22 protein-coding genes and 1 pseudogene are annotated in these 23,387 nt (G+C 49.3%); 14 read left to right on the forward strand and 9 right to left on the reverse strand.

Annotation, left to right across the window (positions count from 1 at the left end; translation table 11 throughout):
- The first annotated feature begins 137 nt into the window (after nucleotides 1-137).
- From fimB to fimH, 9 genes are all read left to right on the forward strand, one after another.
- Complete coding sequence (fimB, locus tag A1SC_RS03580) at nucleotides 138-740, forward strand: type 1 fimbria switch DNA invertase FimB (protein ID WP_000790567.1); 603 nt, start codon at nucleotides 138-140, stop codon at nucleotides 738-740.
- 480 nt (nucleotides 741-1,220) lie between these two features.
- A complete protein-coding gene (fimE, locus tag A1SC_RS03575; protein WP_016262826.1) occupies nucleotides 1,221-1,817 on the forward strand; it encodes a type 1 fimbria switch DNA invertase FimE in 597 nt (198 codons plus the stop codon).
- 479 nt (nucleotides 1,818-2,296) lie between these two features.
- A complete protein-coding gene (fimA, locus tag A1SC_RS03570) occupies nucleotides 2,297-2,851 on the forward strand; it encodes a type 1 fimbrial major subunit FimA (RefSeq protein ID WP_016262827.1) in 555 nt (184 codons plus the stop codon).
- 66 nt (nucleotides 2,852-2,917) lie between these two features.
- The gene (locus A1SC_RS03565) at nucleotides 2,918-3,457 is read left to right on the forward strand and encodes a type 1 fimbrial minor subunit FimI (RefSeq protein ID WP_000831509.1); all 540 of its coding nucleotides are present in this window, start codon (nucleotides 2,918-2,920) and stop codon (nucleotides 3,455-3,457) included.
- A 36-nt stretch (nucleotides 3,458-3,493) separates the two neighbouring features.
- Nucleotides 3,494-4,219, forward strand: coding sequence for a type 1 fimbria chaperone FimC (fimC, locus tag A1SC_RS03560; protein WP_001517673.1), 726 nt, complete (start codon nucleotides 3,494-3,496; stop codon nucleotides 4,217-4,219).
- A gap of 66 nt (nucleotides 4,220-4,285) precedes the next feature.
- A complete protein-coding gene (fimD, locus tag A1SC_RS03555; protein ID WP_016262828.1) occupies nucleotides 4,286-6,922 on the forward strand; it encodes a fimbrial usher FimD in 2,637 nt (878 codons plus the stop codon).
- 9 nt (nucleotides 6,923-6,931) lie between these two features.
- Nucleotides 6,932-7,462 (forward strand): type 1 fimbria minor subunit FimF, encoded by a 531-nt coding sequence (fimF, locus tag A1SC_RS03550; RefSeq protein ID WP_000837649.1) that lies wholly within the window; start codon nucleotides 6,932-6,934, stop codon nucleotides 7,460-7,462.
- 12 nt (nucleotides 7,463-7,474) lie between these two features.
- Entirely contained in the window at nucleotides 7,475-7,978 is a 504-nt protein-coding gene (gene fimG, locus A1SC_RS03545; RefSeq protein ID WP_000872022.1) for a type 1 fimbria minor subunit FimG, read from the forward strand.
- Nucleotides 7,979-7,996: 18 nt separating this feature from the next.
- Nucleotides 7,997-8,899, forward strand: coding sequence for a type 1 fimbria D-mannose specific adhesin FimH (gene fimH, locus A1SC_RS03540; RefSeq protein WP_016262829.1), 903 nt, complete (start codon nucleotides 7,997-7,999; stop codon nucleotides 8,897-8,899).
- A 184-nt stretch (nucleotides 8,900-9,083) separates the two neighbouring features.
- On the opposite strand, the gene gntP is transcribed toward fimH, so the two are convergent.
- Nucleotides 9,084-10,427, reverse strand: coding sequence for a gluconate permease GntP (gntP, locus tag A1SC_RS03535; protein WP_000558241.1), 1,344 nt, complete (start codon nucleotides 10,425-10,427; stop codon nucleotides 9,084-9,086).
- A gap of 339 nt (nucleotides 10,428-10,766) precedes the next feature.
- On the opposite strand from gntP, the gene uxuA reads away from it, so the two are divergent.
- From uxuA to iraD, 4 genes are all read left to right on the forward strand, one after another.
- Nucleotides 10,767-11,951, forward strand: a complete 1,185-nt coding sequence (gene uxuA / locus A1SC_RS03530) for a mannonate dehydratase (protein ID WP_001517676.1) — start codon at nucleotides 10,767-10,769, stop codon at nucleotides 11,949-11,951.
- An 80-nt stretch (nucleotides 11,952-12,031) separates the two neighbouring features.
- On the forward strand, nucleotides 12,032-13,492 hold the full coding sequence (locus A1SC_RS03525; RefSeq protein WP_016262830.1) for a fructuronate reductase: 1,461 nt from the start codon (nucleotides 12,032-12,034) through the stop codon (nucleotides 13,490-13,492).
- A 214-nt stretch (nucleotides 13,493-13,706) separates the two neighbouring features.
- Entirely contained in the window at nucleotides 13,707-14,480 is a 774-nt protein-coding gene (uxuR, locus tag A1SC_RS03520; protein ID WP_000833695.1) for a Uxu operon transcriptional regulator, read from the forward strand.
- A gap of 409 nt (nucleotides 14,481-14,889) precedes the next feature.
- Nucleotides 14,890-15,282, forward strand: coding sequence for an anti-adapter protein IraD (gene iraD, locus A1SC_RS03515; protein WP_001517680.1), 393 nt, complete (start codon nucleotides 14,890-14,892; stop codon nucleotides 15,280-15,282).
- Between the two features lie 75 nt (nucleotides 15,283-15,357).
- Here the strand turns inward: iraD and iadA are convergent, their stop codons facing one another.
- Both iadA and A1SC_RS24795 read right to left on the reverse strand, forming a co-directional pair.
- On the reverse strand, nucleotides 15,358-16,530 hold the full coding sequence (gene iadA / locus A1SC_RS03510) for a beta-aspartyl-peptidase (protein ID WP_016249540.1): 1,173 nt from the start codon (nucleotides 16,528-16,530) through the stop codon (nucleotides 15,358-15,360).
- 12 nt (nucleotides 16,531-16,542) lie between these two features.
- Nucleotides 16,543-16,817 (reverse strand): annotated as a pseudogene (locus A1SC_RS24795) (hypothetical protein); the annotation flags it as partial.
- Nucleotides 16,818-16,954: 137 nt separating this feature from the next.
- On the opposite strand from A1SC_RS24795, the gene kptA reads away from it, so the two are divergent.
- Complete coding sequence (kptA, locus tag A1SC_RS03505; protein WP_001151954.1) at nucleotides 16,955-17,527, forward strand: RNA 2'-phosphotransferase; 573 nt, start codon at nucleotides 16,955-16,957, stop codon at nucleotides 17,525-17,527.
- Here kptA and A1SC_RS03500 read toward each other — a convergent pair.
- The 6 genes from A1SC_RS03500 to A1SC_RS03475 all read right to left on the reverse strand — a co-directional run bounded on the left by A1SC_RS03500 (nucleotide 17,522) and on the right by A1SC_RS03475 (nucleotide 23,276).
- Nucleotides 17,522-18,700 (reverse strand): MFS transporter, encoded by a 1,179-nt coding sequence (locus tag A1SC_RS03500; protein WP_000075091.1) that lies wholly within the window; start codon nucleotides 18,698-18,700, stop codon nucleotides 17,522-17,524. The two genes, kptA and A1SC_RS03500, sit on opposite strands and share 6 nt — an antisense overlap.
- A 69-nt stretch (nucleotides 18,701-18,769) precedes the next feature.
- On the reverse strand, nucleotides 18,770-19,630 hold the full coding sequence (locus tag A1SC_RS03495; protein WP_016262831.1) for an SdiA-regulated domain-containing protein: 861 nt from the start codon (nucleotides 19,628-19,630) through the stop codon (nucleotides 18,770-18,772).
- Between the two features lie 64 nt (nucleotides 19,631-19,694).
- Nucleotides 19,695-19,952: a putative Se/S carrier protein gene (locus A1SC_RS03490; RefSeq protein ID WP_001517685.1), complete on the reverse strand. Its 258-nt coding sequence runs from the start codon at nucleotides 19,950-19,952 to the stop codon at nucleotides 19,695-19,697.
- Nucleotides 19,949-20,716: a putative 2-hydroxyacyl-CoA dehydratase activator YjiL gene (gene yjiL / locus A1SC_RS03485; RefSeq protein WP_001517686.1), complete on the reverse strand. Its 768-nt coding sequence runs from the start codon at nucleotides 20,714-20,716 to the stop codon at nucleotides 19,949-19,951. The genes A1SC_RS03490 and yjiL overlap by 4 nt, the downstream gene beginning before the upstream one ends.
- Before the next feature lie 9 nt (nucleotides 20,717-20,725).
- Entirely contained in the window at nucleotides 20,726-21,877 is a 1,152-nt protein-coding gene (locus tag A1SC_RS03480) for a double-cubane-cluster-containing anaerobic reductase (protein ID WP_016262832.1), read from the reverse strand.
- A gap of 118 nt (nucleotides 21,878-21,995) precedes the next feature.
- Nucleotides 21,996-23,276: a DUF445 domain-containing protein gene (locus A1SC_RS03475; protein ID WP_010378299.1), complete on the reverse strand. Its 1,281-nt coding sequence runs from the start codon at nucleotides 23,274-23,276 to the stop codon at nucleotides 21,996-21,998.
- Nucleotides 23,277-23,387: the final 111 nt, after the last annotated feature.

The raw sequence follows: 23,387 nt of genomic DNA on the forward strand, positions 1-23,387 counted from the left end.
AGTTCATTCAAAAGAGCTGATCCACTTGCGTTAGTCATTACACAAACGTTCGCTTTTATAAACATAATCAGGGCTAAATGTTGGGCTGATAATAACCCAGTACAGCTAGTGCGTGTCTGCAATTATAAGGGAAAACGATGAAGAATAAGGCTGATAACAAAAAAAGGAACTTCCTGACCCACAGTGAAATCGAGTTACTTCTTAAAGCAGCAAATACCGGGCCTCATGCTGCACGTAATTATTGTCTGACTTTACTTTGTTTTATTCATGGCTTCCGGGCGAGTGAAATTTGTCGATTGAGAATTTCAGATATTGATCTTAAGGCAAAGTGTATATATATCCATCGATTAAAAAAAGGCTTTTCAACGACACACCCGCTCTTAAACAAAGAAGTTCAGGCTTTAAAAAACTGGTTGAGTATGCGTACTTCTTATCCACATGCTGAGAGCGAGTGGGTGTTTTTGTCACGCAAGGGGAATCCTCTTTCTCGTCAACAGTTTTATCAAATCATCTCTACTTCAGGTGATAATGCTGGATTATCACTAGAGATTCATCCTCACATGTTACGTCATTCATGTGGTTTTGCTTTGGCGAATATGGGAGTAGATACACGGCTTATCCAGGATTATCTTGGCCATCGTAATATTCGTCATACTGTCTGGTATACCGCCAGTAATGCAGGGCGTTTTTACGGTATCTGGGATAGCCCCAGAGGTCGGCAACGCCATGCTGTTTTATAAAAACGGATGAGATACCATGGATGGTGTTAAAAACTACATTATTCTTACGATGTATCAATAATAATTAACCATTTATTAATTGATGTTATTGTAAGTATAATCATTAATTATCAGAATAAACATTGGTTTAACCACAGCCATACAAACCACAATGGTTTTATTTTTTTAAAATAAACAAACAAAATCATTCATAAATTTACACATCACCTAAGTTCTTACCTCATTGTGTTTTTTTTCTTTATTTTTTAAGCAACTGGAAGTTAATTCTGTTTACTCTATTGTTATATTGAATTAAATCAATGAAAATAGATTTTGTCACATCAGTGATATTTTATTTTTGTATGATATTTAATGTGAACGTCTGATAATCGCTCAATGTCGTGTGTGATTATCTTTTTATCTATTGGGCTAATTTTAACCGATTGAGGTTTTCCTATAGGTATTCATTCAAATATAACCCAGTTCAGGAGTACTACTATTGTGAGTAAACGTCGCTATCTTACCGGTAAAGAAGTTCAGGCAATGATGCAAGCGGTTTGCTATGGGGCAACGGGAGCCAGAGATTATTGTCTTATTCTGTTGGCATATCGGCACGGGATGCGTATTAGTGAGCTACTTGATCTTCATTATCAGGATCTTGATCTCAATGAAGGCCGGATAAATATTCGTCGGCTGAAGAACGGATTTTCTACTGTCCATCCACTACGTTTCGACGAGCGTGAGGCTGTAGAACGCTGGACCCTTGAACGTTCTAACTGGAAAGGTGCTGACCAGACCGATGCCATATTTTTTTCTCGTCGTGGAAGCCGACTTTCTCGCCAGCAGGCCTATCGCATCATTCGTGATGCGGGTGTTGAAGCTGGAACCGTGACGCAGACTCACCCTCATATGTTAAGACATGCTTGCGGTTATGAACTGGCCGAGCGCGGTGCAGATACTCGTTTAATTCAGGATTATCTGGGGCATCGAAATATTCGCCATACTGTGCGTTATACCGCCAGTAATGCCGCACGTTTTGCCGGATTATGGGAAAGAAATAATCTAATAAATGAAAATTTAAAAAGAGAAGAGGCTTAATGTAACCTATTGATAAAAAAATAAAAAATTAGATTAATACAAGACAATTGGGGCCAACTGTCCATATCATAAAAAAGTTTTGTGTTTTTTCTCAAGCATAAAAATATAAAAAATCGACGAAAACCAGCTAACCATTTGATATGTAAATTATTTCTCTTGTAAATTAATTTCACATTGCCTCCGCGTTACGTAAAGATAGCGTTTCTGACTCTCGAAGCAACTTCCTCATTCTTCTCTTCAAAAACCACCTCAGATAGCATAAAAATCTATAAAATCAATTAAATAAAGTTCATTAATCCAACGAGTAAACTAAATAAGTAAGCGAGCGATGCTTTCCTCTATGAGTCAAAATGGCCCCAAAATGTTTCATTTTTTGGGGGAAAACTGTGCAGTGTTGGCAGTCAAACTATCTATCTGAACAAAGTGTACAGAACGACTGCCCATGTCGATTTATACGTAGATTTAAAAAGGAAAGCAGTATGAAAATTAAAACTCTGGCAATTGTTGTTCTGTCGGCGCTGTCCCTCAGTTCTACAGCGGCTTTGGCCGATACTACTCCCACGACGGTAAATGGTGGGACCGTTCACTTTAAAGGGGAAATCGTTAATGCTGCTTGTGCGGTTGATGCTGGTTCTGTTGATCAAACCGTTCAGTTGGGCCAGGTTCGTACTGCTACTCTGAAGCAGGGTGGAGCAACCAGCTCTGCTGTCGGTTTTAACATTCAACTGAATGATTGCGATACTTCTGTTGCAAGCACAGCCGCTGTTGCCTTCTTGGGCACAGCGATTAACAGCAACAATCCTACAGTACTGGCTCTGCAGAGTTCTGCTGCAGGTAGCGCAACAAACGTTGGTGTGCAGATCCTTGACAGAACAGGCAATGCGCTGACGTTGGACGGTGCGACATTTAGCGCACAAACAACCCTGAATAATGGCACTAACACCATTCCGTTCCAGGCGCGTTATTATGCAATCGGCGAGGCAACCCCGGGTGCTGCTAATGCGGATGCAACCTTCAAGGTTCAGTATCAATAATCCACTCAGGTTTTAGGGAAATAATTATGGGCAAGGATGCCCGCCCCCTGCGCGATAAAAATAACGATGAAAAGGACGAAATTATTTCTAGTAGCGTCGTTACTGCCGATGTTTGCACTGGCCGGAAATAAATGGAACACCACGTTGCCCGGTGGAAATATGCAATTTCAGGGCGTCATTATTGCGGAAGCTTGCCGGATTGAAGCTGGTGATAAACAAATGACGGTCAATATGGGGCAAATCAGTAGTAACCGGTTTCATGCGGTAGGGGAAGATAGCGCCCCGGTGCCGTTTGTTATTCATTTACGGGAATGTAGCACGGTGGTGAGTGAACGTGTGGGCGTGGCGTTTCACGGTGTCGCTGATGGCAAAAATCCGGATGTGCTTTCTGTGGGTGAGGGGCCGGGAATTGCAACCAATGTTGGTATTGCCTTGTTTGATGACGAGGGAAACCTCGTACCGATTAATCGTCCACCAATACACTGGAAACGGCTTTACTCAGGCGCGACTTCGCTACATTTCATTGCTAAATATCGCGCAACAGGGCGTTGGGTTACTGGCGGCATGGCTAATGCTCAGGCCTGGTTCTCCTTAACCTATCAGTAATTGTTCAGCAGATATTGTGATAACAGGAACAGGACAGTGAGTAATAAAAACGTCAATGTAAGAAAATCGCAGGAAATAACATTCTGCTTACTGGCAGGTATCCTGATGATCGTTGCAATGATGCTTGCCGGACGCGCTGAAGCGGGAGTGGCATTAGGTGCGACTCGCGTAATTTATCCGGCAGGGCAAAAACAAGTTCAACTTGCCGTGACAAATAATGATGAAAATAGCACTTATTTAATTCAATCATGGGTAGAAAATGCTGATGGTGTAAAGGATGGTCGTTTTATCGTGACGCCACCTCTGTTTGCGATGAAGGGAAAAAAAGAGAATACCCTGCGTATTCTTGATGCCACAAATAATCAATTGCCGCAGGATCGGGAAAGTTTGTTCTGGATGAATGTAAAAGCGATTCCGTCAATGGATAAATCAAAATTGAACGAGAATACGTTACAGCTCGCGATAATCAGCCGCATTAAACTCTATTACCGCCCGGCTAAATTAGCGTTGCCACCCGATCAGGCCGCAGAAAAATTAAGATTCCGTCGCGGCACAAATTCTCTGACGCTGATTAACCCGACACCCTATTACCTGACGGTAACAGAGCTTAATGCCGGAACTCGGATTCTTGATAATGCATTGGTGCCTCCAATGGGCGAAAGCACGGTTAAATTGCCTTCTGATGCCGGAAGCAGCATAACTTATCGAACAATAAATGATTATGGTGCACTTACCCCAAAAATGAAGGGCGTAATGGAATAACGCAGGGGGAATTTTTCGCCTGAATAAAAAGAATTGACTGCCGGGTGATTTTAAACCGGAGGAATAATGTCATATCTGAATTTAAGATTTTACCAGCGAAACACGCAATGCTTGCATAATCGTAAGCCTTGTCTGGCTGGTTTTTTTATCCGGCTCTCTGTTGCCTGTGCATTTGCTGCACAGGCACCTTTTTCATCTGCCGAACTCTATTTTAACCCGCGCTTTTTAGCGGATGATCCTCAGGCTGTTGCCGATTTATCGAGTTTTGAAAATGGACAAGAATTACCGCCGGGAACGTATCGTGTCGATATCTATATGAATAATGGTTATATGGCGACACGAGATGTCACGTTTAATACGGGGGAGAGTGAACAAGGGATTGTCCCTTGTCTGACACGCGCACAACTCGCCAGTATGGGGCTAAATACGGCCTCTGTTTCCGGTATGAATCTGCTGGCGGCTGATGCCTGCGTACCATTAACTTCGATGATCAATGAAGCCACTGCGCATTTAGATGTTGGCCTGCAGCGGCTTAACCTCACGATCCCGCAGGCATTTATGAATCAGCGTGCGCGTGGCTATATTCCACCAGAGTTGTGGGATTCAGGTATTAATGCCGGATTACTCAATTATAACTTCAGTGGAAATAGTGTGCAGAATCGGATTGGGGGTAACAGCCATTATGCATATTTAAACCTGCAGAGTGGGTTAAATATTGGTGCGTGGCGTTTACGCGACAATACTACCTGGAGTTATAACAGTAGCGGCAGTTCATCAGGTAGCAAAAATAAATGGCAACATATCAATACCTGGCTTGAGCGAGACATAATTCCGTTACGTTCTCGCCTGACGTTGGGCGATGGTTATACCCAGGGCGATATTTTCGATGGTATTAACTTTCGCGGCGCACAGTTGGCCTCAGATGACAATATGTTACCCGATAGCCAGAGAGGATTTGCCCCGGTGATCCACGGTATTGCACGTGGTACTGCACAAGTATCTATTAAACAGAACGGGTATGACATTTATAATAGTACGGTGCCACCGGGGCCTTTTACTATTAATGATCTCTATGCCGCAGGTAATAGTGGTGACTTGCAGGTAACGATTAAAGAGGCCGACGGCAGCACACAGATCTTTACCGTACCCTATTCGTCAGTACCGCTCCTGCAGCGTGAGGGACATACACGTTATTCCATTACGGCTGGAGAGTACCGCAGTGGTAATGCGCAACAGGAAAACCCCCGCTTTTTCCAGAGTACGTTACTCCACGGCCTCCCGGCTGGCTGGACAATATACGGCGGTACTCAACTGGCGGATCGTTATCGTGCTTTTAATTTCGGTGTCGGGAAAAACATGGGGACATTGGGGGCTCTGTCCGTGGATATGACGCAGGCTAATGCCACACTTCCCGATGAAAGTCAGCATGACGGACAATCAGTGCGTTTTCTTTATAACAAATCGCTCAATGAGTCAGGCACGAATATTCAGTTAGTGGGTTACCGCTATTCGACCAGCGGATATTTCAATTTCGCTGATACAACATACCGCCGAATGAATGGCTACAACATTGAAACGCAGGATGGTGTTATTCAGGTTAAGCCGAAATTCACCGACTATTACAACCTCGCTTATAACAAACGCGGAAAATTACAACTTACTGTCACTCAGCAAGTTGGGCGCACATCAACACTTTATTTGAGTGGTAGCCATCAGACTTATTGGGGAACGAGTAATGTCGATGAGCAATTCCAGGCCGGATTAAATACCGCATTCGAGGATATCAACTGGACGCTCAGCTATAGCCTGACGAAAAACGCCTGGCAAAAAGGACGAGATCAGATGTTGGCTCTTAACGTCAATATTCCTTTCAGCCACTGGCTGCGTTCTGACAGTAAATCTCAGTGGCGACATGCCAGTGCCAGCTACAGCATGTCACACGATCTCAATGGTCGGATGACCAACCTGGCCGGTGTATACGGTACGTTGCTGGAAGACAACAACCTAAGCTACAGCGTACAAACCGGATATGCCGGAGGTAGCGATGGGAATAGCGGAAGTACAGGCTACGCAGCGCTGAATTATCGCGGCGGTTATGGCAATGCCAATATAGGTTACAGCCATAGCGATGATATTAAGCAGGTCTATTACGGAGTCAGCGGTGGGGTATTGGCCCATGCCAATGGCGTAACGCTGGGGCAGCCGTTAAACGATACGGTTGTGCTGATTAAAGCGCCTGGAGCAAAAGATGTAAAAGTCGAAAACCAGACAGGTGTTCGTACCGACTGGCGCGGTTATGCCGTGCTGCCTTATGCCACTGAATATCGGGAAAATAGAGTGGCACTGGATACCAATACCCTGGCTGATAACGTCGATTTAGATAACGCGGTCGCTAACGTTGTTCCCACCCGTGGGGCAATCGTGCGAGCAGAGTTTAAAGCGCGCGTTGGGATAAAACTGCTCATGACGCTGACCCATAATAATAAGCCGCTGCCGTTTGGTGCGATGGTCACATCAGAGAGTAGCCAGAGTAGCGGCATTGTTGCGGATAATGGCCAGGTTTACCTCAGCGGGATGCCTTTAGCGGGAAAAGTTCAGGTGAAATGGGGAGAAGGGGAGAATGCTCACTGTGTCGCAGATTACAAACTGCCACCTGAGAGTCAGCAGCAGTTATTAACCCAGCTATCAGTTGAATGTCGTTAAGGGGGCGTGATGAAAAGCAAACCTTTTTATCTTCTGTGCGCTTTTTTGTGGCTGGTTGTCAGTCACGCTTTGGCTGCGGATAGCACGATTACTATCCGGGGCTATGTCAGGGATAACGGCTGTAGTGTGGCAGTTGAATCAACCAATTTTACCGTTGATTTGCTGGAAAATGCGGCGAAGCAATTTAACAACATTGGGGCGACGACTCCGGTCGTTCCTTTTCGTATTTTGCTGTCACCCTGTGGTAATGCCGTCTCTGCTGTAAAGATCGGATTTACCGGTGTTGCAGATAGCCATAATTCCAACCTGCTTGCACTTGAAAAGACTGTGTCAGCGGCTGCGGGACTGGGAATACAGCTTCTGAATGAGCAACAAAATCAGATACCACTTAATGCCCCATCGTCCGCGATTTCGTGGACGACCCTGACGCCGGGTAAACCAAATACGCTGAATTTTTACGCCCGGCTAATGGCGACACAGGTGCCTGTCACTGCGGGGCATATCAATGCCACGGCAACCTTCACTCTTGAATATCAGTAACTGGAGATGCTCATGAAATGGCGCAAACGTGGGTATTTATTGGCGGCAATGTTGGCGCTCGCAAGCGCGACGGTACGGGCAGCCGATGTCACCATTACGGTGAATGGTAAGGTCGTCGCCAAACCGTGCACAGTTTCCACCACCAATGCCACGGTTGATCTCGGCGATCTTTATTCTTTCAGCCTGATGTCTGCCGGAGCGGCATCGTCCTGGCATGATGTTGCGCTTGAGTTGACGAATTGTCCGGTGGGAACGTCCAGAGTCACCGCCAGTTTCAGCGGGGCGGCTGACAGCACCGGATATTATAAAAACCAGGGAACCGCGCAAAACATCCAGTTAGAGCTACAGGATGACAACGGCAACACATTGAACACCGGCGCAACCAAAACTGTTCAGGTGGATGATTCCTCTCAATCTGCGCACTTTCCGTTGCAGGTCAGAGCATTGACGGTAAATGGTGGTGCCACCCAGGGAACCATTCAGGCAGTGATTAGCATCACCTATACCTACAGCTAACCCGAAGAGATGATTGTAATGAAACGCGTTATTACCTTATTTACTGTACTGCTGATGGGCTGGTCGGTAAATGCCTGGTCATTCGCCTGTAAAACCGCTAATGGTACGGCTATCCCTATTGGCGGCGGCAGCGCCAATGTCTATGTTAACCTTGCGCCCGCAGTGAATGTGGGGCAAAACCTGGTTGTGGATCTTTCGACGCAGATCTTTTGCCATAACGATTACCCGGAAACCATTACAGACTATGTAACACTGCAACGAGGTTCAGCTTATGGCGGCGTGTTATCTAATTTTTCCGGAACCGTAAAATATAATGGCAGTAGCTATCCTTTTCCTAGCACCAGCGAAACGCCACGCGTTGTTTATAATTCGAGAACGGATAAGCCCTGGCCAGTGGCGCTTTATCTGACGCCTGTCAGCAGTGCGGGCGGAGTGGCGATTAAGGCTGGTTCATTAATAGCCGTGCTCATTTTGCGCCAGACCAACAACTATAACGGCGATGATTTCCAGTTTGTCTGGAATATTTATGCCAATAACGATGTGGTGGTGCCTACCGGTGGTTGTGATGTTTCTGCGCGAGATGTCACCGTCACTCTGCCGGACTACCCCGGCTCGGTGCCGATTCCTCTTACTGTTTATTGTGCGAAAAGCCAAAACCTGGGGTATTACCTTTCAGGTACAACCGCAGATGCGGACAACTCGATTTTCACCAACACGGCGTCGTTTTCGCCAGCACAGGGCGTCGGCGTGCAGTTGACGCGCAACGGTACGATTATTCCAGCGAATAGCACTGTGTCATTAGGGGCAGTAGGGACTTCAGCGGTAAGTCTTGGGTTAACGGCAAATTACGCACGTACTGGAGGGCAGGTGACTGCAGGTAATGTGCAGTCAATTATTGGTGTGACTTTTGTTTATCAATAAAGAAATCACAGGGGTTGCCAATGCGAGTACGCAATATTTGCCTGATGGCTATCAGGCTTACAAAACCTGTATGTTAGCTTTTTGTAGGCCAGATAAGACGCGCCAGCGCCGCATCTGGCATAAACAAGGCGCACGTTGCCAACCATCCGAACTGAGCCTGCCAATGGCAGGCTCTGATATTCCTTTACGCCACCATACTGATAATCAACACAATAATCAGCCCAACCACGGAGTTGACCAGCTCCAGCAGACCCCAGGTTTTCAGGGTGTCTTTTACTGACAGATCAAAATAACCTTTGAACAGCCAGAAAGAGGCATCGTTAATGTGGGTGAGGGTGTTGGAACCCGCGGCAGTTGCCAGAACCAGCAGCGCCGGATTTACACCAACCAATTGACCGGTTGCTGGATCAAGAATTGCGGCACTGATAATCCCGGCGGCGGTCATCGCTGAAACGACACCCTGACCAGTCGCCAGACGAATCAGCACGGTGATCAGCCACGCCATGATGTATGGAGAAATGTTGCCGTGCGACATCAGCATGCCGATGGTGTCACCAATGCCTGTGTCGATAATGGTTTGCTTCAGCACGCCGCCTGCACCGATGATCAGAATCACCATCGCAATACTTTTTACCGCGCTTTCAAAGGCGTTCATCACCCACTGCATGTCGTGGCCGCGTGCGGTGCCAAAGAGTACGAACGCAACCACCATCGCGATAAACATCGCAATTGGGGAGGAACCAATAAAGTTAACCACTTCCCATGCCGGTGTGTCTTTTACTAACCAAATATTAGCGATGGTGGTGGAGATCATAATGATCGCCGGGATCAACGGCACAAGAATGGAAATGCCGAAAGAGGGCAGGTTATTCATATCTACCGGTTGATCCGCTTTCAGGAATGACGGCGTTGGGCGCTCAAGATTACCGAGAAACTTCGGCAGGATCAGCCCCGCACAGATAACGCTGGGAATAGTCACCAGCACGCCATAGATGTAAACCATCCCCATATCTGCGCCGTAAGCATTGACCAGCGCCACCGGACCCGGCTGCGGTGGGAACAGTGAATGTGCGGTGGTTGCAGCCGCTACTGCCGGGATAGCCAGTTTCAGGAAGGGAATTTTAGCTTCGGCGGCAATCACGATCACCAGCGGTGCCAGCATGATAAAGGCCACTTCATAGAACATCGCCAGACCGAAAATCAGGCCGATGATGATCACCGATATCTGAACATAGCGCAGGCCGAGACGCGCCAGCAGCGTGTGCGCTATCTGGTGAGCCGCACCAGAGTCAACCATCAGCTTACCGATGACCGCACCGAACACCACGATGATCGCCAGTTCCCCCAGCGTGTTGCCAAAGCCCGCTTTCATGGTGTGCAGCAGCGACATCAGATCCATACCCGCCAGCATCCCAACGGACAACGCTGCCACCAGCAAAGCCACCATCGAGTTGATCTTGAACTTCAAATTCAGTACCAGCATCAGGCCGATGCCGAATACCACCCAAAGAATGTTAAGCACATGCATAACGTTTTACCTTACCTGGTTGAACCATTGCTATTTTGGGCGACATGTTATGCAAATTGGTCAACCATTGTTGCGATGAATATCACATCCCCCGATCAATAACCGCTGAATACCCTTTGCTGTAATTTGCATCAACCTGTGTGAGAGTGGATTTCTTGTGATGTGGTTAACCAATTTTAGAATTCGGGTTGACATGTCTTACCAAAAGGTAGAACTTATACGCCATCTCATCCGATGCAACGCCACGGCTGCGGTCTGGTTGTTCATCCGGATACCTAAACAACTCCGGGGTTCCGCGTCTCTTCGCTGTGGAACCCGCTATGTGAAAGAGGAAATATCATGGAACAGACCTGGCGCTGGTACGGCCCTAACGATCCGGTTTCTTTAGCAGATGTCCGTCAGGCGGGCGCAACTGGCGTGGTTACCGCGCTGCACCATATCCCGAACGGCGAAGTATGGTCCGTTGAAGAAATCCTCAAACGCAAGGCTATCATTGAAGACGCGGGCCTGGTGTGGTCTGTCGTGGAAAGCGTGCCAATTCACGAAGATATCAAAACTCACACTGGCAACTATGAGCAGTGGATTGCTAACTATCAGCAGACCCTGCGCAACCTGGCGCAGTGCGGCATTCGCACCGTGTGCTACAACTTCATGCCGGTTCTCGACTGGACCCGTACTGACCTCGAATATGTGCTACCGGACGGCTCCAAAGCACTGCGCTTCGACCAGATCGAATTTGCTGCATTCGAAATGCACATCCTGAAACGTCCAGGCGCAGAAGCGGATTACACCGAAGAAGAAATTGCTCAGGCAGCAGAACGCTTCGCCACCATGAGCGATGAAGACAAAGCGCGTCTGACTCGTAACATCATTGCGGGTCTGCCGGGCGCGGAAGAAGGCTACACCCTCGATCAGTTCCGTAAGCACCTGGAACTGTACAAAGATATCGACAAAGCCAAACTGCGCGAAAACTTTGCTGTCTTCCTGAAGGCGATCATTCCGGTTGCGGAAGAAGTTGGCGTGCGCATGGCTGTTCACCCGGACGATCCGCCGCGCCCGATCCTCGGCCTGCCGCGCATCGTTTCCACCATTGAAGATATGCAGTGGATGGTTGACACCGTAAACAGCATGGCGAACGGTTTCACCATGTGTACCGGTTCTTACGGCGTGCGTGCTGACAACGATCTGGTTGATATGATCAAGCAGTTTGGTCCACGTATTTACTTCACCCATCTGCGTTCCACCATGCGTGAAGAAAACCCGAAAACCTTCCACGAAGCGGCGCACCTGAACGGTGACGTTGATATGTACGAAGTGGTGAAAGCGATCGTTGAAGAAGAGCACCGTCGTAAAGCGGAAGGCAAAGAAGACCTGATCCCGATGCGTCCGGACCACGGTCACCAGATGCTGGACGACCTGAAGAAGAAAACCAACCCTGGTTACTCCGCTATTGGTCGTCTGAAAGGCCTGGCCGAAGTTCGCGGTGTCGAACTGGCGATCCAACGCGCTTTCTTTAGCCGTTAATACTCACCGGCATGGCTTCGCGCCGTGCCGGTTCCTTCTTCCTTGCCGTCACTCTCTGAAGACGGATTCTGGAGTTTACGATGACTACTATTGTTGACAGCAATCTGCCGGTTGCCCGCCCGTCATGGGATCATTCTCGTCTGGAATCACGCATTGTGCATCTCGGTTGCGGGGCGTTCCACCGCGCGCACCAGGCGCTGTATACCCACCATTTGCTGGAAAGCACCGACAGCGACTGGGGGATCTGCGAAGTTAACCTGATGCCAGGTAACGACCGCGTGCTGATCGAAAACCTGAAAAAACAGCAACTGTTGTATACCGTGGCGGAAAAAGGCGCAGAAAGCACCGAGCTGAAAATTATCGGTTCGATGAAAGAAGCGCTGCACCCGGAAATCGACGGTTGCGAAGGCATTCTGAACGCGATGGCGCGTCCGCAGACGGCAATTGTTTCCCTGACGGTCACGGAAAAAGGCTACTGTGCCGACGCGGCAAGCGGTCAGTTGGATCTCAATAACCCGCTGATTAAGCACGATCTGGAAAACCCGACCGCGCCGAAGTCTGCAATTGGTTACATCGTAGAAGCCCTGCGTCTGCGTCGTGAAAAAGGGCTGAAAGCTTTTACGGTGATGTCTTGCGACAACGTGCGTGAAAACGGTCATGTGGCGAAAGTCGCAGTACTGGGACTGGCTCAGGCTCGTGATCCGCAACTGGCGGCATGGATTGAAGAGAACGTGACTTTCCCGTGCACAATGGTTGACCGCATTGTTCCGGCGGCTACTCCTGAAACATTGCAGGAAATTGCTGACCAGTTGGGCGTTTACGATCCGTGTGCCATTGCCTGCGAGCCGTTCCGTCAGTGGGTGATTGAAGATAACTTCGTCAATGGTCGCCCGGACTGGGATAAAGTCGGCGCACAGTTCGTTGCGGACGTTGTTCCGTTCGAAATGATGAAACTGCGTATGCTTAACGGCAGTCACTCTTTCCTGGCGTACCTCGGTTACCTCGGTGGTTATGAAACCATCGCTGATACCATGACCAACGCGGATTATCGCAAAGCGGCCTTTGCTCTGATGATGCAGGAACAAGCGCCGACGCTGTCGATGCCGGAAGGTACAGACCTGAACGCGTATGCGACGCTGCTGATCGAGCGTTTCAGCAACCCGTCTCTGCGTCATCGCACCTGGCAGATTGCGATGGACGGCAGCCAGAAGTTGCCGCAGCGTCTGCTGGATCCGGTTCGCTTGCATTTGCAAAACGGCGGTAGCTGGCGTCATCTGGCACTCGGTGTCGCGGGCTGGATGCGTTACACCCAAGGGGTTGATGAGCAAGGCAACGCCATCGACGTGGTCGACCCGATGCTGGCGGAGTTTCAGAAGATCAACGCGCAATATCAGGGGGCGGAACGTGTGAAAGCTCTGCTGGGTCTGAGCGGTATTTTTGCCGATGATCTGCCGCAGAACGCGGACTTTGTTGGCGCGGTGACGACTGCATATCAGCAACTGTGCGAACGTGGTGCGCGTGAGTGCGTGGCTGCTCTGTAACTGACTGATTACCCTACAGACTGACTGGTCAATCAAATTTATATTTGGTTGACCAGTTTTCGTTTTTTTGCCCACCTGTACGTGCCAACTTCCAGTGCAAATGGTATAGTTTGAGATTAACGGGTGCCGTAAAATTGCCCGTTGTAGGCCGGATAAGGCGTTCACGCCGCATCCGGCAAAAATTTGATTAACCGCACCTAACGGACACAACACCATGAAATCTGCCACCTCTGCGCAAAGACCTTACCAGGAAGTCGGGGCAATGATCCGCGATCTGATCATTAAGACGCCGTACAATCCTGGCGAACGGCTGCCGCCGGAGCGTGAGATCGCAGAAATGCTCGACGTCACGCGTACTGTGGTACGTGAAGCATTGATCATGCTGGAGATCAAAGGGCTGGTAGAAGTACGCCGTGGTGCCGGTATCTATGTTCTTGACAGTTCCACCAGTAAGAGTGCGGACAGCGCAGATGTTAACGCCTGCAACGACGCTGGTCCTTTTGAGCTGTTACAGGCGCGCCAGTTGCTGGAGAGCAACATAGCCGAGTTTGCCGCCTTGCAGGCAACACGGGAAGACATTGTGAAAATGCGCCAGGCATTGCAGCTTGAAGAACGCGAACTGGCTTCCAGTGCGCCGGGCAGCAGCGAAAGCGGTGACATGCAGTTTCACCTCGCCATTGCCGAAGCAACCCATAACAGTATGCTGGTGGAGTTGTTCCGTCAGTCCTGGCAGTGGCGGGAAAACAATCCGATGTGGATCCAGTTGCACAGCCATCTGGATGACAGCTTATACCGCAAAGAGTGGCTGGGCGATCACAAACAGATCCTCGCGGCGTTAATCAAAAAAGACGCCCGTGCGGCGAAGCTGGCAATGTGGCAGCATCTGGAAAATGTGAAACAGCGTTTGCTGGAATTTTCCAACGTCGATGATATCTATTTTGATGGTTATCTCTTTGACTCCTGGCCATTGGATAAAGTTGACGCCTGAACCCTTATTTCTGGTGCAAAGTTGAGCTGCTTTGCACCGGGTCTTGTAGCCATGTAATAACATATATTATTAATAATAAACTATGAGTAATTTAATAATTACTTATTACATATCTTTTATAAATGTTATATCTCTATTTAAATCTGAGTAATCATTCGGAATAATCAAAATATATTGATTTGTTTCTATCTGATTTAGTGATTTTTATCAAATTATATCTTTTTAAATAAAAAGTAAGTGGATCTTCATTTCTGTTCAGGGTCTTATACTTCGCGGGCAAGAATTAGGCCTGTATCAGTCACGGACGTAATGAGCAAAAAGGAATGACTATGGAAAATGAGCATCAACTCAGTGGTATCCTGCCGTCAGGGCAAGATATCGATGCTGCTAAACGTCAGGAGTGCGCAAAATGATGCGCCAATTACTTCAGACCGTATTACCTGAAAAAACAGGAAGCAATACATCATTGCTGCGTGATTCCGTATGCCAGGATCTCTTTCAACTTTTTAATTCTCCTCATTCACCGCTACCAACATTACTTGTTTCTGGCATGCCTGAGTGGCAAGGGCATAATAAGTGCGACAAACGTCTCCAGAGTTGGTATTGCCGCCAGTTGCGTTCCGCTCTTTTATTTCATGAACCACGTATTGCAGCATTGCAGGTGAGTCTGAAAGAAGTATATTGCCACGATCTGGCAATCAGTCTGGAGATGATGCTGTACCACGACGATGAACCGCTAACATTGGAATTGATCTGGCAGCATGGCGGTTGGTGCAGTGCGATGTTGGGGAAAGTCAGCTAAATACAATCTCCTGCGTTTTACTCAGTCAGCCACCCGTGCGGGCATTCTACGTCTATTCGGGCGGCTGACAACCGCTTATGCAGTTTCAAACGTTCCTTTCACACACGCCTTGCCGTCTTTGACCATCAGTTTGCCGCGAGCGTATACCTGCGCAATGCGCAGCTTCGGTGTCAATACCAGCAAATCCGCGTCATTACCTGGCAGGATTTCACCTTTCCCGGTCAGGTTAAGGAAACCGGCTACGCTACTGGTGAGCGGGCGCAGGGCATCGCTGATACTGAAACCGTAGTCTTTAACCAGCACCTGCACGGTTTCCAGCAACGTCTCAAAACCCGCAACGCCGATATGGGTTAAATTCCCTTCGTCGTCGAAGAAGGGTTGGCTGCCGTTGCCGTCAGAGCTAAGGGTGACGCGTGCCAGCGGAATACCCGCCTGAACGGCGCGGGCAATACCTTCGGCAGGGGCGACCGGTTCGTCAATGCTGCTGGTAATGTCGATGGTGCCACCCTGGCGCGCGAACTCCAGCGCCTGCTCAAACAAAGGCACGTTGCGGTTAACATGCGTCGGCAGCAACTTACTGATTGGCACATCGCAGTTTTCCAGGAGGTCATAGATGGGCTGTAACGCCTTTTTGCTGTCGCCCATGTGGAACACGGTGACGCCAGGCTTACCGCCGAGCAAGCCACCAACGCGGGATTCTGCTGCCATATTGGCCAGATGGTAAACATCCGGCGCGGCGGAGCGGTGATCAGAGATGGCACATTTCACGCCAATCACGCGATCGATAATCGCCACATCCTTTTCCACAGAACCCGTAATGGTGCGGGAAGGTACATGATAAGCACCGGTCAGCATCCAGGCGCTGATGCCTTCTTCATTGAGTGCTCGGGTCTTGGCGAGTAGGGATTCCGGATGGCGAGAGATAGAGTCAGTGCCCAGCAGGCCAACTACCGACGTGACGCCCGCTTCCGTCAGGCGGCTTAATGCCACTTCCGGCGTGCGTGTTGTGGGGCCAGCTTCACCGCCGCCGCCAATCAAATGGACGTGTTGATCAATAAAACCCGGACAGAGGATCTGCCCGCTGAGATCGACAACCGTGCAGTCCGGTACGATATCAGAAGGGATATTGCTGGCAACGGCGATAATCTTGCCGTTAGCGATTAACACATCGCAAATACCCCGATCCTCCGGCGCATACAAATGCGCTCCCTGCAACAGGGTAAAACCGGCTGCGGAATAATCAATCATGGTAACTCCTTGTTAAACAATAAGCTGCATAACCCAAATCGACAGCAATGCGTTAATCACGCAGACCGTAATGATATGCGGGTAATATTTGGCATTCACTTCGGCTGTCTCCAGGCAGCGACCGACATTTTGCACCGGGTTGCCCATTAAATACATCGCGAGCAGTAAAACGGTGACATCATGATCGGTTAATGCGCCCGCGGTCGCCTGGCTGGCAGCAACGCCGACCGCGTCGTCCATACTCATCAACGTGGCTAAAAGACAGTTGCCGCTTCACCGGGCATTCCCACAACGTTTTTGTGACCGTGTGTTGCTACGTGTTTTTTGCAGAGTGGAAAAATAGGATTGAGTTGCAGAAAATTCATAAACACAGTGACAATAACGATGAGTAAGTAAAGGCAGAAAATACAAGGATGAATGCAAAATGGCAAAGTACAGTGAAAAAGATCTGGCGGATACGAGTAAGTTTTTAAGTTTTGTCCTCCGACATAAACCAGAGGCGATTGGCATCGTGCTGGATCGTGAAGGGTGGGCGAATATCGATAAGCTCATACTCTGTGCACAAAAAGCGGGCAAGCGGTTAACGCGTGCATTACTGGATTCCGTGGTCGCCACCAGTGATAAGAAGCGCTTTAGTTATTCCAGTGATGGTAGGTGTATTCGTGCTGTTCAGGGGCATTCGACTTCGCAGGTCGCTATTGCCTTCACCGAAAAAACACCGCCACAATTTCTCTACCACGGTACGGCAAGTCGTTTCCTTGAGGCGATAAAAAGTCAGGGATTAATTGCAGGGGAGCGTCACTATGTGCATCTCTCTGCTGATGAAGCGACAGCTCGCAAAGTAGGAGAAAGACACGGAGCGCCGGTTATCTTAACCGTCAAAGCACAGGAAATGGCGAAACGAGGAATACCTTTCTGGCAAGCGGAAAACGGGGTCTGGCTGACATCAACCGTTGCGGTTGAGTTTCTTGACTGGCAAGGGAAACAGCCCTTATGAAGTCACCACTTGCAGCTTAAACAATTGCACTGTGCAGATCAGCGCCGCAATAAACAACGCCGCTGCGCCACAGAGAGTGGCACTGGCGAGAGCCGATGTTCCGTTGCCGAGCAAACTGGTCAGCGCCGGGCCAAGAATTTGCCCAATGCCGTAAATAAGCGTCACAAAGCCTAACAGGTTGAGGTTTCCCGGCACACTAAGCTGGCGGGCGATGGTCATCACCAGCGAGGTGGTGCCCATAAAGGTGCCGCCAAACCCAACACTACTGATGATGAGTAATAAAGGCGAGCTGCTGGCGAGGGTTAACAGTACGCAGATCGCTTGCACCAGTAAGTTCGCTGTCAGGCAAGGTAACGCTCCCCAGCGTTTTGCCGCCCACAGCCAGCTAAAGCAACCCGGGACAATCGACAAGCCAACCAGCGTCCAGAGATGGGCGGTTAACAATGGCGAGCCTGCATCTTTCGCCATCAGCGGCAGGTAAGTGGCGACGATGATATAACCAAAACCTGCCAGACCATACAGAATCGCCAGCAACCACCAACTCATCATCTGTTGATCGTTTTTTGCCAACGGCGCAGGCGCGATGAGGTGTTTTTTCGACGGGATCAATAGTGCCAGAACAATCAATATAATGGCAGAAAGCGCTCCGGCTCCTTGCCACAATGTTTGCGAGGAGAGGGTAAAATGCAGTCCCGCCAGCACATATTCATTGCCCAGCGCGATACCGACGCCAACGCCAGAAAACAGCGCCGCAAGCACAAAGGGATGGCGGGTATGTTGCATAATCAGCGTCGAGCCGAATATCAGCATTCCGGCGCTGGCGACACCCGCCAGAAAGCGAATCAACAACACCAGAACAAAAGTCGGCAACCATGCCATCGCGAGGATCAATAATCCGGTTGCCAGGGCGCAAGCCAATAAAAACGGGCGCAGACGCGACGGCAGATGAAACGCGCCGAATGAAAACAGCATGCTGCCTGCCAGATACCCTGCGTAGTTGCCGCTGGCAATCCACGACAGTTCGCTAAATGAAAACGTTCCTTCCGCCAGCATGACAGGTAGCATTGGCGTATACAGAAAGCGGCCTAACCCCATCCCTAAGGTCAGAACCAGCATCCCAAAAAACGCGGTGCTGAAAGAGAAGCGTTCTACGGGATGCAATGAAGGGGACATGTTTTACCTTATTTGTATTTTTTTTGTTGTTAACAAGTTAATAACAAAAAAGGAAAACATGCCAGCCTGTTAATGTGATGATGTAGGGGTAAAGCGATAAAAAAGATTGGGTTCGCCAACGATATAGATATTGCCAGTGGCGTCCATCGCTATCCCTTCGGCCTGTTTGATGTTATGTGACAAACCCCGGCTACCTTTGGTAAGCGACATCTCACCGATGACCTCGCCTGTTTGGGTGACTTCCTGGAGTGCGCGAGACTCATGAGACAGCACCAGAAGTGTATTTTTTTGTGGGTTAAATTCCGCGCCAGACACGTCGTCTAAAGTAAATTGCCGTTGTAATGATTTATCCTTGCTAATGTGCAACTCGTCACTACGTAATAGTCCGGTAACTTTATAGATCTCAATCGGGTTTTTCTCTTTAAAAAACCAAAAAGTGTGGTCCTGGCGAGAATAAGCCAGTCCTTCAAAACCACTATTGGTCGGCGTTTCCTGCAGCGGGATTTTTATTTTTTTGAGGATTTTCACCTCTGAGTTTTCATTAAGAGAAATGACATAAATGGCATAATCGCGCTCATCGCTAATGACAAACTGATTATCGCCAATGTATTCGATCGTCTCGAGATCTTTCACAAAATCCAGAGGAATAGTGCGGATCAAGTCGCCATTGGTGGTCATTTCAACAATTGCCGCGGGCTTGTTGATAGTGCTAAACAGGGTATTGCTCTGTGCCGACCAGGTCAGCGAGGAGATATTATTCGTTACACCTTCAATTTTTTTGCCGTCAATGGTGGCGTGGTAATTCTGAAATGATGTCGCATGATTGCTTTTACGGGCGCAAGATTGCACAAAGAAAAAACTCACGACTACGATGGCAAAAAGAATAGCAATACCCGTGATGCGTTTATGTAACGAAAAACTTTTTGTCATGGCATTCCCTTTAAGGCAAATCAATAAGATATCGAGAAGTATACGTAGCGATCTTAATGAATCCTTAACGCGGAGTTGAATCGTAATCTGCAATACACAGCCAGCTCCCATCCTGCTGATAATAAATTGACTCTGTTTGACCTGGGATAACCCATTGTGTTTCCTCACCAGCAGGACACCTCAACCAGATGCATAGCCCACAGCCTCCACGTAACTCACGGGGAATATCCGAGACGCGAAAAGCCATGCCCGCTGCTTGCAGCGCCTTGCGCGTTTGCACGACGCCGACCGTTGAATGAAATAAAAATAAGAATTCCGTCATGCCCGTTTTCTCTGCCGCTGACCAATCACCGCTGCGCCAATTGCGCCAGCGAATTGTGCATCAGGATGGGTATGTACTGGCATTCCCAGGTGAGTTTCCAGCATCCGGGAAAAGACCTGGCAATGGCTGACACCGCCAGTAAACAGAATCGGCGCTTCACAGGAGAGACGAGCAATGAAATTGGCGCTGCGGCGCGCCATAGCGTTAATCACTCCGGCGAGAATCGCTTCCGGCGCTACCCCGGCAGAACGCAGACTGATCACTTCTGATTCGGCAAACACCGTACACATACTGCTGATGGCGTGCGGTGGCACATTTTCGGTAATACAGTCGAGTTCCTCGATGCTGGTGCCCAGCGTACGCGAAATCACTTCCAGAAAACGTCCGGTTCCTGCCGCACATTTGTCATTCATCAGGAAGTCACACAGATTACCGTCACCATCAAGTTGAATCACTTTGCTGTCCTGGCCGCCGATGTCGATCACCGCGCGCGTTGCTGGCGCAAGAAACCGCGCTCCCAGCCCGTGGCAGGAGATTTCCGTCACCTGTTTATCGGCAAAATCCACCAGTTGCCGCCCGTAACCGGTGAGCGTCAGAAACGGCGTTGTCTCTAACCCTTCGCGCAGAGTTTCCCAGGCTTCTGTAATTGCTATTGCCGGGCGAAATGGTGTTGGAACGAGGAAACGGCGCATAATTACGCCGTCTGCCAGTAAGATCCCTTTGGTGGCGGTAGAACCGGAATCAATGCCTATCGAATACCTCACAGCCACCTCTTACAGCATCTCAATAAAGGCCGCGACGCGGGTACTGAGCTGCCCGATATCCGAAGTGGAGTAGTCCGTTTCAATGGCGATATAAGGAATGTTGTGCTGCTGGCGCACGTGACGTTTAATCGCCAACGATTCCACCGCGTAGGTATGACACGCCTGCAAAATCACGTCTACCACGCCATCGACCTGATACTCCTCCACCATCTGGCTGAGCATTTTCAGACGTTGATCATTCGGAGAAACACAGGAGCAGCCAATCGCCAGATACTTGTTGGCCAGCGCATCATAGACATCGCCCGTTTCCGCCACACATTGCTCAGTCGCTTTTGCCCCCGTGCAGTTTTCATAACCGACCACCCAGCCGCCGTTCTCTTCAATCGCGCGCACCACTTTCTCTGCTGCGCCGCCAATTGGGCAGCCGGTAATTAAAATGCGTGGACGCGGCTCCAGCCGCTGACCTTCTTCCCATTGCTGACGAACGCGGGCGGTCATTGTATCCAGTTCATTGATCAATGCGTCTTTATCGAAACGGAAGGTTGCGCCGTAAACGACTTTCAGAATGTCGCTGCCGCTAAGCGCCGGGGGATTTAACTGCCCCAGATGATAGAAGTTCGCCAGTGCACGGCGTTCGCGATTTTTCAGTGTAATGGCATCGCGCAACGCGTCTTCTGTGATCTCTTGTCCGAAACGTTCTTCCACTACCTTTTGCAAGCGCAGCATTTCAGCTTTCCACAACGCGCGCGAAGCCTCGTCCTGCACACTGTTCGGCAGTTGCATCACATGCACGGGTTTAAACTCCGCCATGTACTCGTACATTTTCTTTTTGCCGTCGCAGGTAGTTTCACCGACCACCAGATCAGAAAAGTAAAAGTAAGGGCATTTATCAGTTTTGCCGAAGCCGTAGCTACTTTTAATCAGCGGACAGAGGTTGCGCGGCAGATCTTTCTCCGCTTCTTCAATGGTTTCATCAGAGGTGGAACAGAGCGAGACAACAACCGCCCCGGCGGCCATTGGGATCTCCTGCGGCATAAACGTGCAGTAGGTGCCAACCAGCGGAATGCCGCGCTCTTTGAGATCCATGACGGTGAGAAAGCCTTTTTGGCGAGCTTCGGAGAACTGATCGAAAATGGCGGGTAGATCGGTGACAAGTGACATGATTTTCCTTCCCCGTAACACGGGAGATGATGAAAAGAGGCCACATTATTACCATGTTTTTAGTGTGGTTTATTTGATCTCTCTCGCGGTTAGCCTCTTAGCGTATTTTCATTGATCTCTAAAAATTGCCGATGGATAACAAGGTCGGGATTTGCGATAAAAGATACAGTATCAACCCGATACAACCCCCAACCAGCGTGCCGTTAACGCGGATAAACTGGAGATCTTTGCCGATGTTTAACTCGATTTGCCGTGACATATCGCGCGCATCCCAGCTTTTTACCGTGTCAGTAATGTGTCGCGTCAGGAATGCCGAAAACTCAGGCGCGACGCGGTGCGCGGCCTGTTCGAGATGACCATTTAACGACGCCCGCAAGGCGTCATCGGCAATTAACGTCTCCCCAAACCACTGACCTGCCCGCGCGATACGCTCCTTCACGCGAGAGTCTTCGCTGTTGATATCCGCTTTCAGCCACTGCCGTAAATCCCCCCACAATTCACTGAGATAGCGGTTAAAGGCTTCATCTTCTTTCAGATACGCTTTGATATTGTCGGCGCGCGCCGCCATTTCGGGATCGTTTTTTAGCTTATCGATCAACGCAAAGGTGGCGCGATCAAACGCATGGCGGATCTGATGAGCGCGATCGCGGCTGATATCATCAAGCAAAGAATTCACGGCGTCAGAAACCAACTCTGCGCTATGTTCACCCAGCCATTCGGTAGGCAAAATTTTGGCTTTTAGCGGGTGTTCACTCTCCAGCCAGCGGACAATCTGCTGGGCGATAAACTTGCGCGATTTATCACGCTGGAGCAGGGCAATCAACTGTGCGATCAGCGTATCGAGCAGCACCTGATGACGATCGTTTTTGGTCATGCTCTCCAGCATCAATGCACTGGTGCCGGAAAGATCCACTTTATCAATCGCCCGATGCACCGCGCGCTTAAGCAGACGCTGAATACGTGCATCATCGGTCAGTTCGAGAAAACCACTCATGATCTGCAACAGATGCTGACCGACACGGCGGGCGTTTTCCGGCTGGCTGAACCAGTTGCCAATCAATAATGCCGGTTCATGACGACGAATCAGCGCGACCAGCGATTGGGTATCAAGAAATTTTTCCTGCACGAACTGGCCGAGGTTTTCGCCAATCCGGTCTTTATTTCGCGGAATAATCGCCGTATGGCGAGAAATAATCGGAATCGGCACGCGGCGAAACAACGCCACCACCGCAAACCAGTCTGCCAGCGCGCCGACCATTGCCGCCTCTGCGATAGCCTTAACACCACTCACCCAAAAATTGGCGGGTAGAAAAAGCGTAACAACAAAGGTCGCAGCGGCGACGAGCAGCAAAGAGAGCGCCAGCATTTTGGCGCGTCGGAGTTCAATGATTTTATTCATATCGTAAGGATAGAGCCTGGCGGTAGATTCACGCAAAAATCGAGATGCCTTCCAGAAAAATGTATCGCTTGCAGGAGAACCAAAATAGCCTGGAAAGCGCCTCGGGGAATG

Source organism: Escherichia sp. KTE52 (assembly GCF_000408325.1).
GTDB lineage: Bacteria > Pseudomonadota > Gammaproteobacteria > Enterobacterales > Enterobacteriaceae > Escherichia > Escherichia marmotae.

What these genes read in the sequence shown, in the direction of transcription:
- A1SC_RS03565 (WP_000831509.1), top strand. Translation starts at nt 2,918, where the DNA reads ATGAAAAGGACGAAATTATTTCTAGTAGCGTCGTTACTGCCGATGTTT.
- A1SC_RS03490 (WP_001517685.1), bottom strand. Translation starts at nt 19,952, where the DNA reads ATGACGGAATTCTTATTTTTATTTCATTCAACGGTCGGCGTCGTGCAA.
- fimG (WP_000872022.1), top strand. Translation starts at nt 7,475, where the DNA reads ATGAAATGGCGCAAACGTGGGTATTTATTGGCGGCAATGTTGGCGCTC.
- uxuA (WP_001517676.1), top strand. Translation starts at nt 10,767, where the DNA reads ATGGAACAGACCTGGCGCTGGTACGGCCCTAACGATCCGGTTTCTTTA.
- A1SC_RS03525 (WP_016262830.1), top strand. Translation starts at nt 12,032, where the DNA reads ATGACTACTATTGTTGACAGCAATCTGCCGGTTGCCCGCCCGTCATGG.
- fimB (WP_000790567.1), top strand. Translation starts at nt 138, where the DNA reads ATGAAGAATAAGGCTGATAACAAAAAAAGGAACTTCCTGACCCACAGT.
- gntP (WP_000558241.1), bottom strand. Translation starts at nt 10,427, where the DNA reads ATGCATGTGCTTAACATTCTTTGGGTGGTATTCGGCATCGGCCTGATG.
- iraD (WP_001517680.1), top strand. Translation starts at nt 14,890, where the DNA reads ATGATGCGCCAATTACTTCAGACCGTATTACCTGAAAAAACAGGAAGC.
- A1SC_RS03495 (WP_016262831.1), bottom strand. Translation starts at nt 19,630, where the DNA reads ATGACAAAAAGTTTTTCGTTACATAAACGCATCACGGGTATTGCTATT.
- A1SC_RS03500 (WP_000075091.1), bottom strand. Translation starts at nt 18,700, where the DNA reads ATGTCCCCTTCATTGCATCCCGTAGAACGCTTCTCTTTCAGCACCGCG.
- fimD (WP_016262828.1), top strand. Translation starts at nt 4,286, where the DNA reads ATGTCATATCTGAATTTAAGATTTTACCAGCGAAACACGCAATGCTTG.
- iadA (WP_016249540.1), bottom strand. Translation starts at nt 16,530, where the DNA reads ATGATTGATTATTCCGCAGCCGGTTTTACCCTGTTGCAGGGAGCGCAT.
- fimA (WP_016262827.1), top strand. Translation starts at nt 2,297, where the DNA reads ATGAAAATTAAAACTCTGGCAATTGTTGTTCTGTCGGCGCTGTCCCTC.
- uxuR (WP_000833695.1), top strand. Translation starts at nt 13,707, where the DNA reads ATGAAATCTGCCACCTCTGCGCAAAGACCTTACCAGGAAGTCGGGGCA.
- fimH (WP_016262829.1), top strand. Translation starts at nt 7,997, where the DNA reads ATGAAACGCGTTATTACCTTATTTACTGTACTGCTGATGGGCTGGTCG.
- A1SC_RS03480 (WP_016262832.1), bottom strand. Translation starts at nt 21,877, where the DNA reads ATGTCACTTGTCACCGATCTACCCGCCATTTTCGATCAGTTCTCCGAA.
- A1SC_RS03475 (WP_010378299.1), bottom strand. Translation starts at nt 23,276, where the DNA reads ATGAATAAAATCATTGAACTCCGACGCGCCAAAATGCTGGCGCTCTCT.
- fimF (WP_000837649.1), top strand. Translation starts at nt 6,932, where the DNA reads ATGAAAAGCAAACCTTTTTATCTTCTGTGCGCTTTTTTGTGGCTGGTT.
- kptA (WP_001151954.1), top strand. Translation starts at nt 16,955, where the DNA reads ATGGCAAAGTACAGTGAAAAAGATCTGGCGGATACGAGTAAGTTTTTA.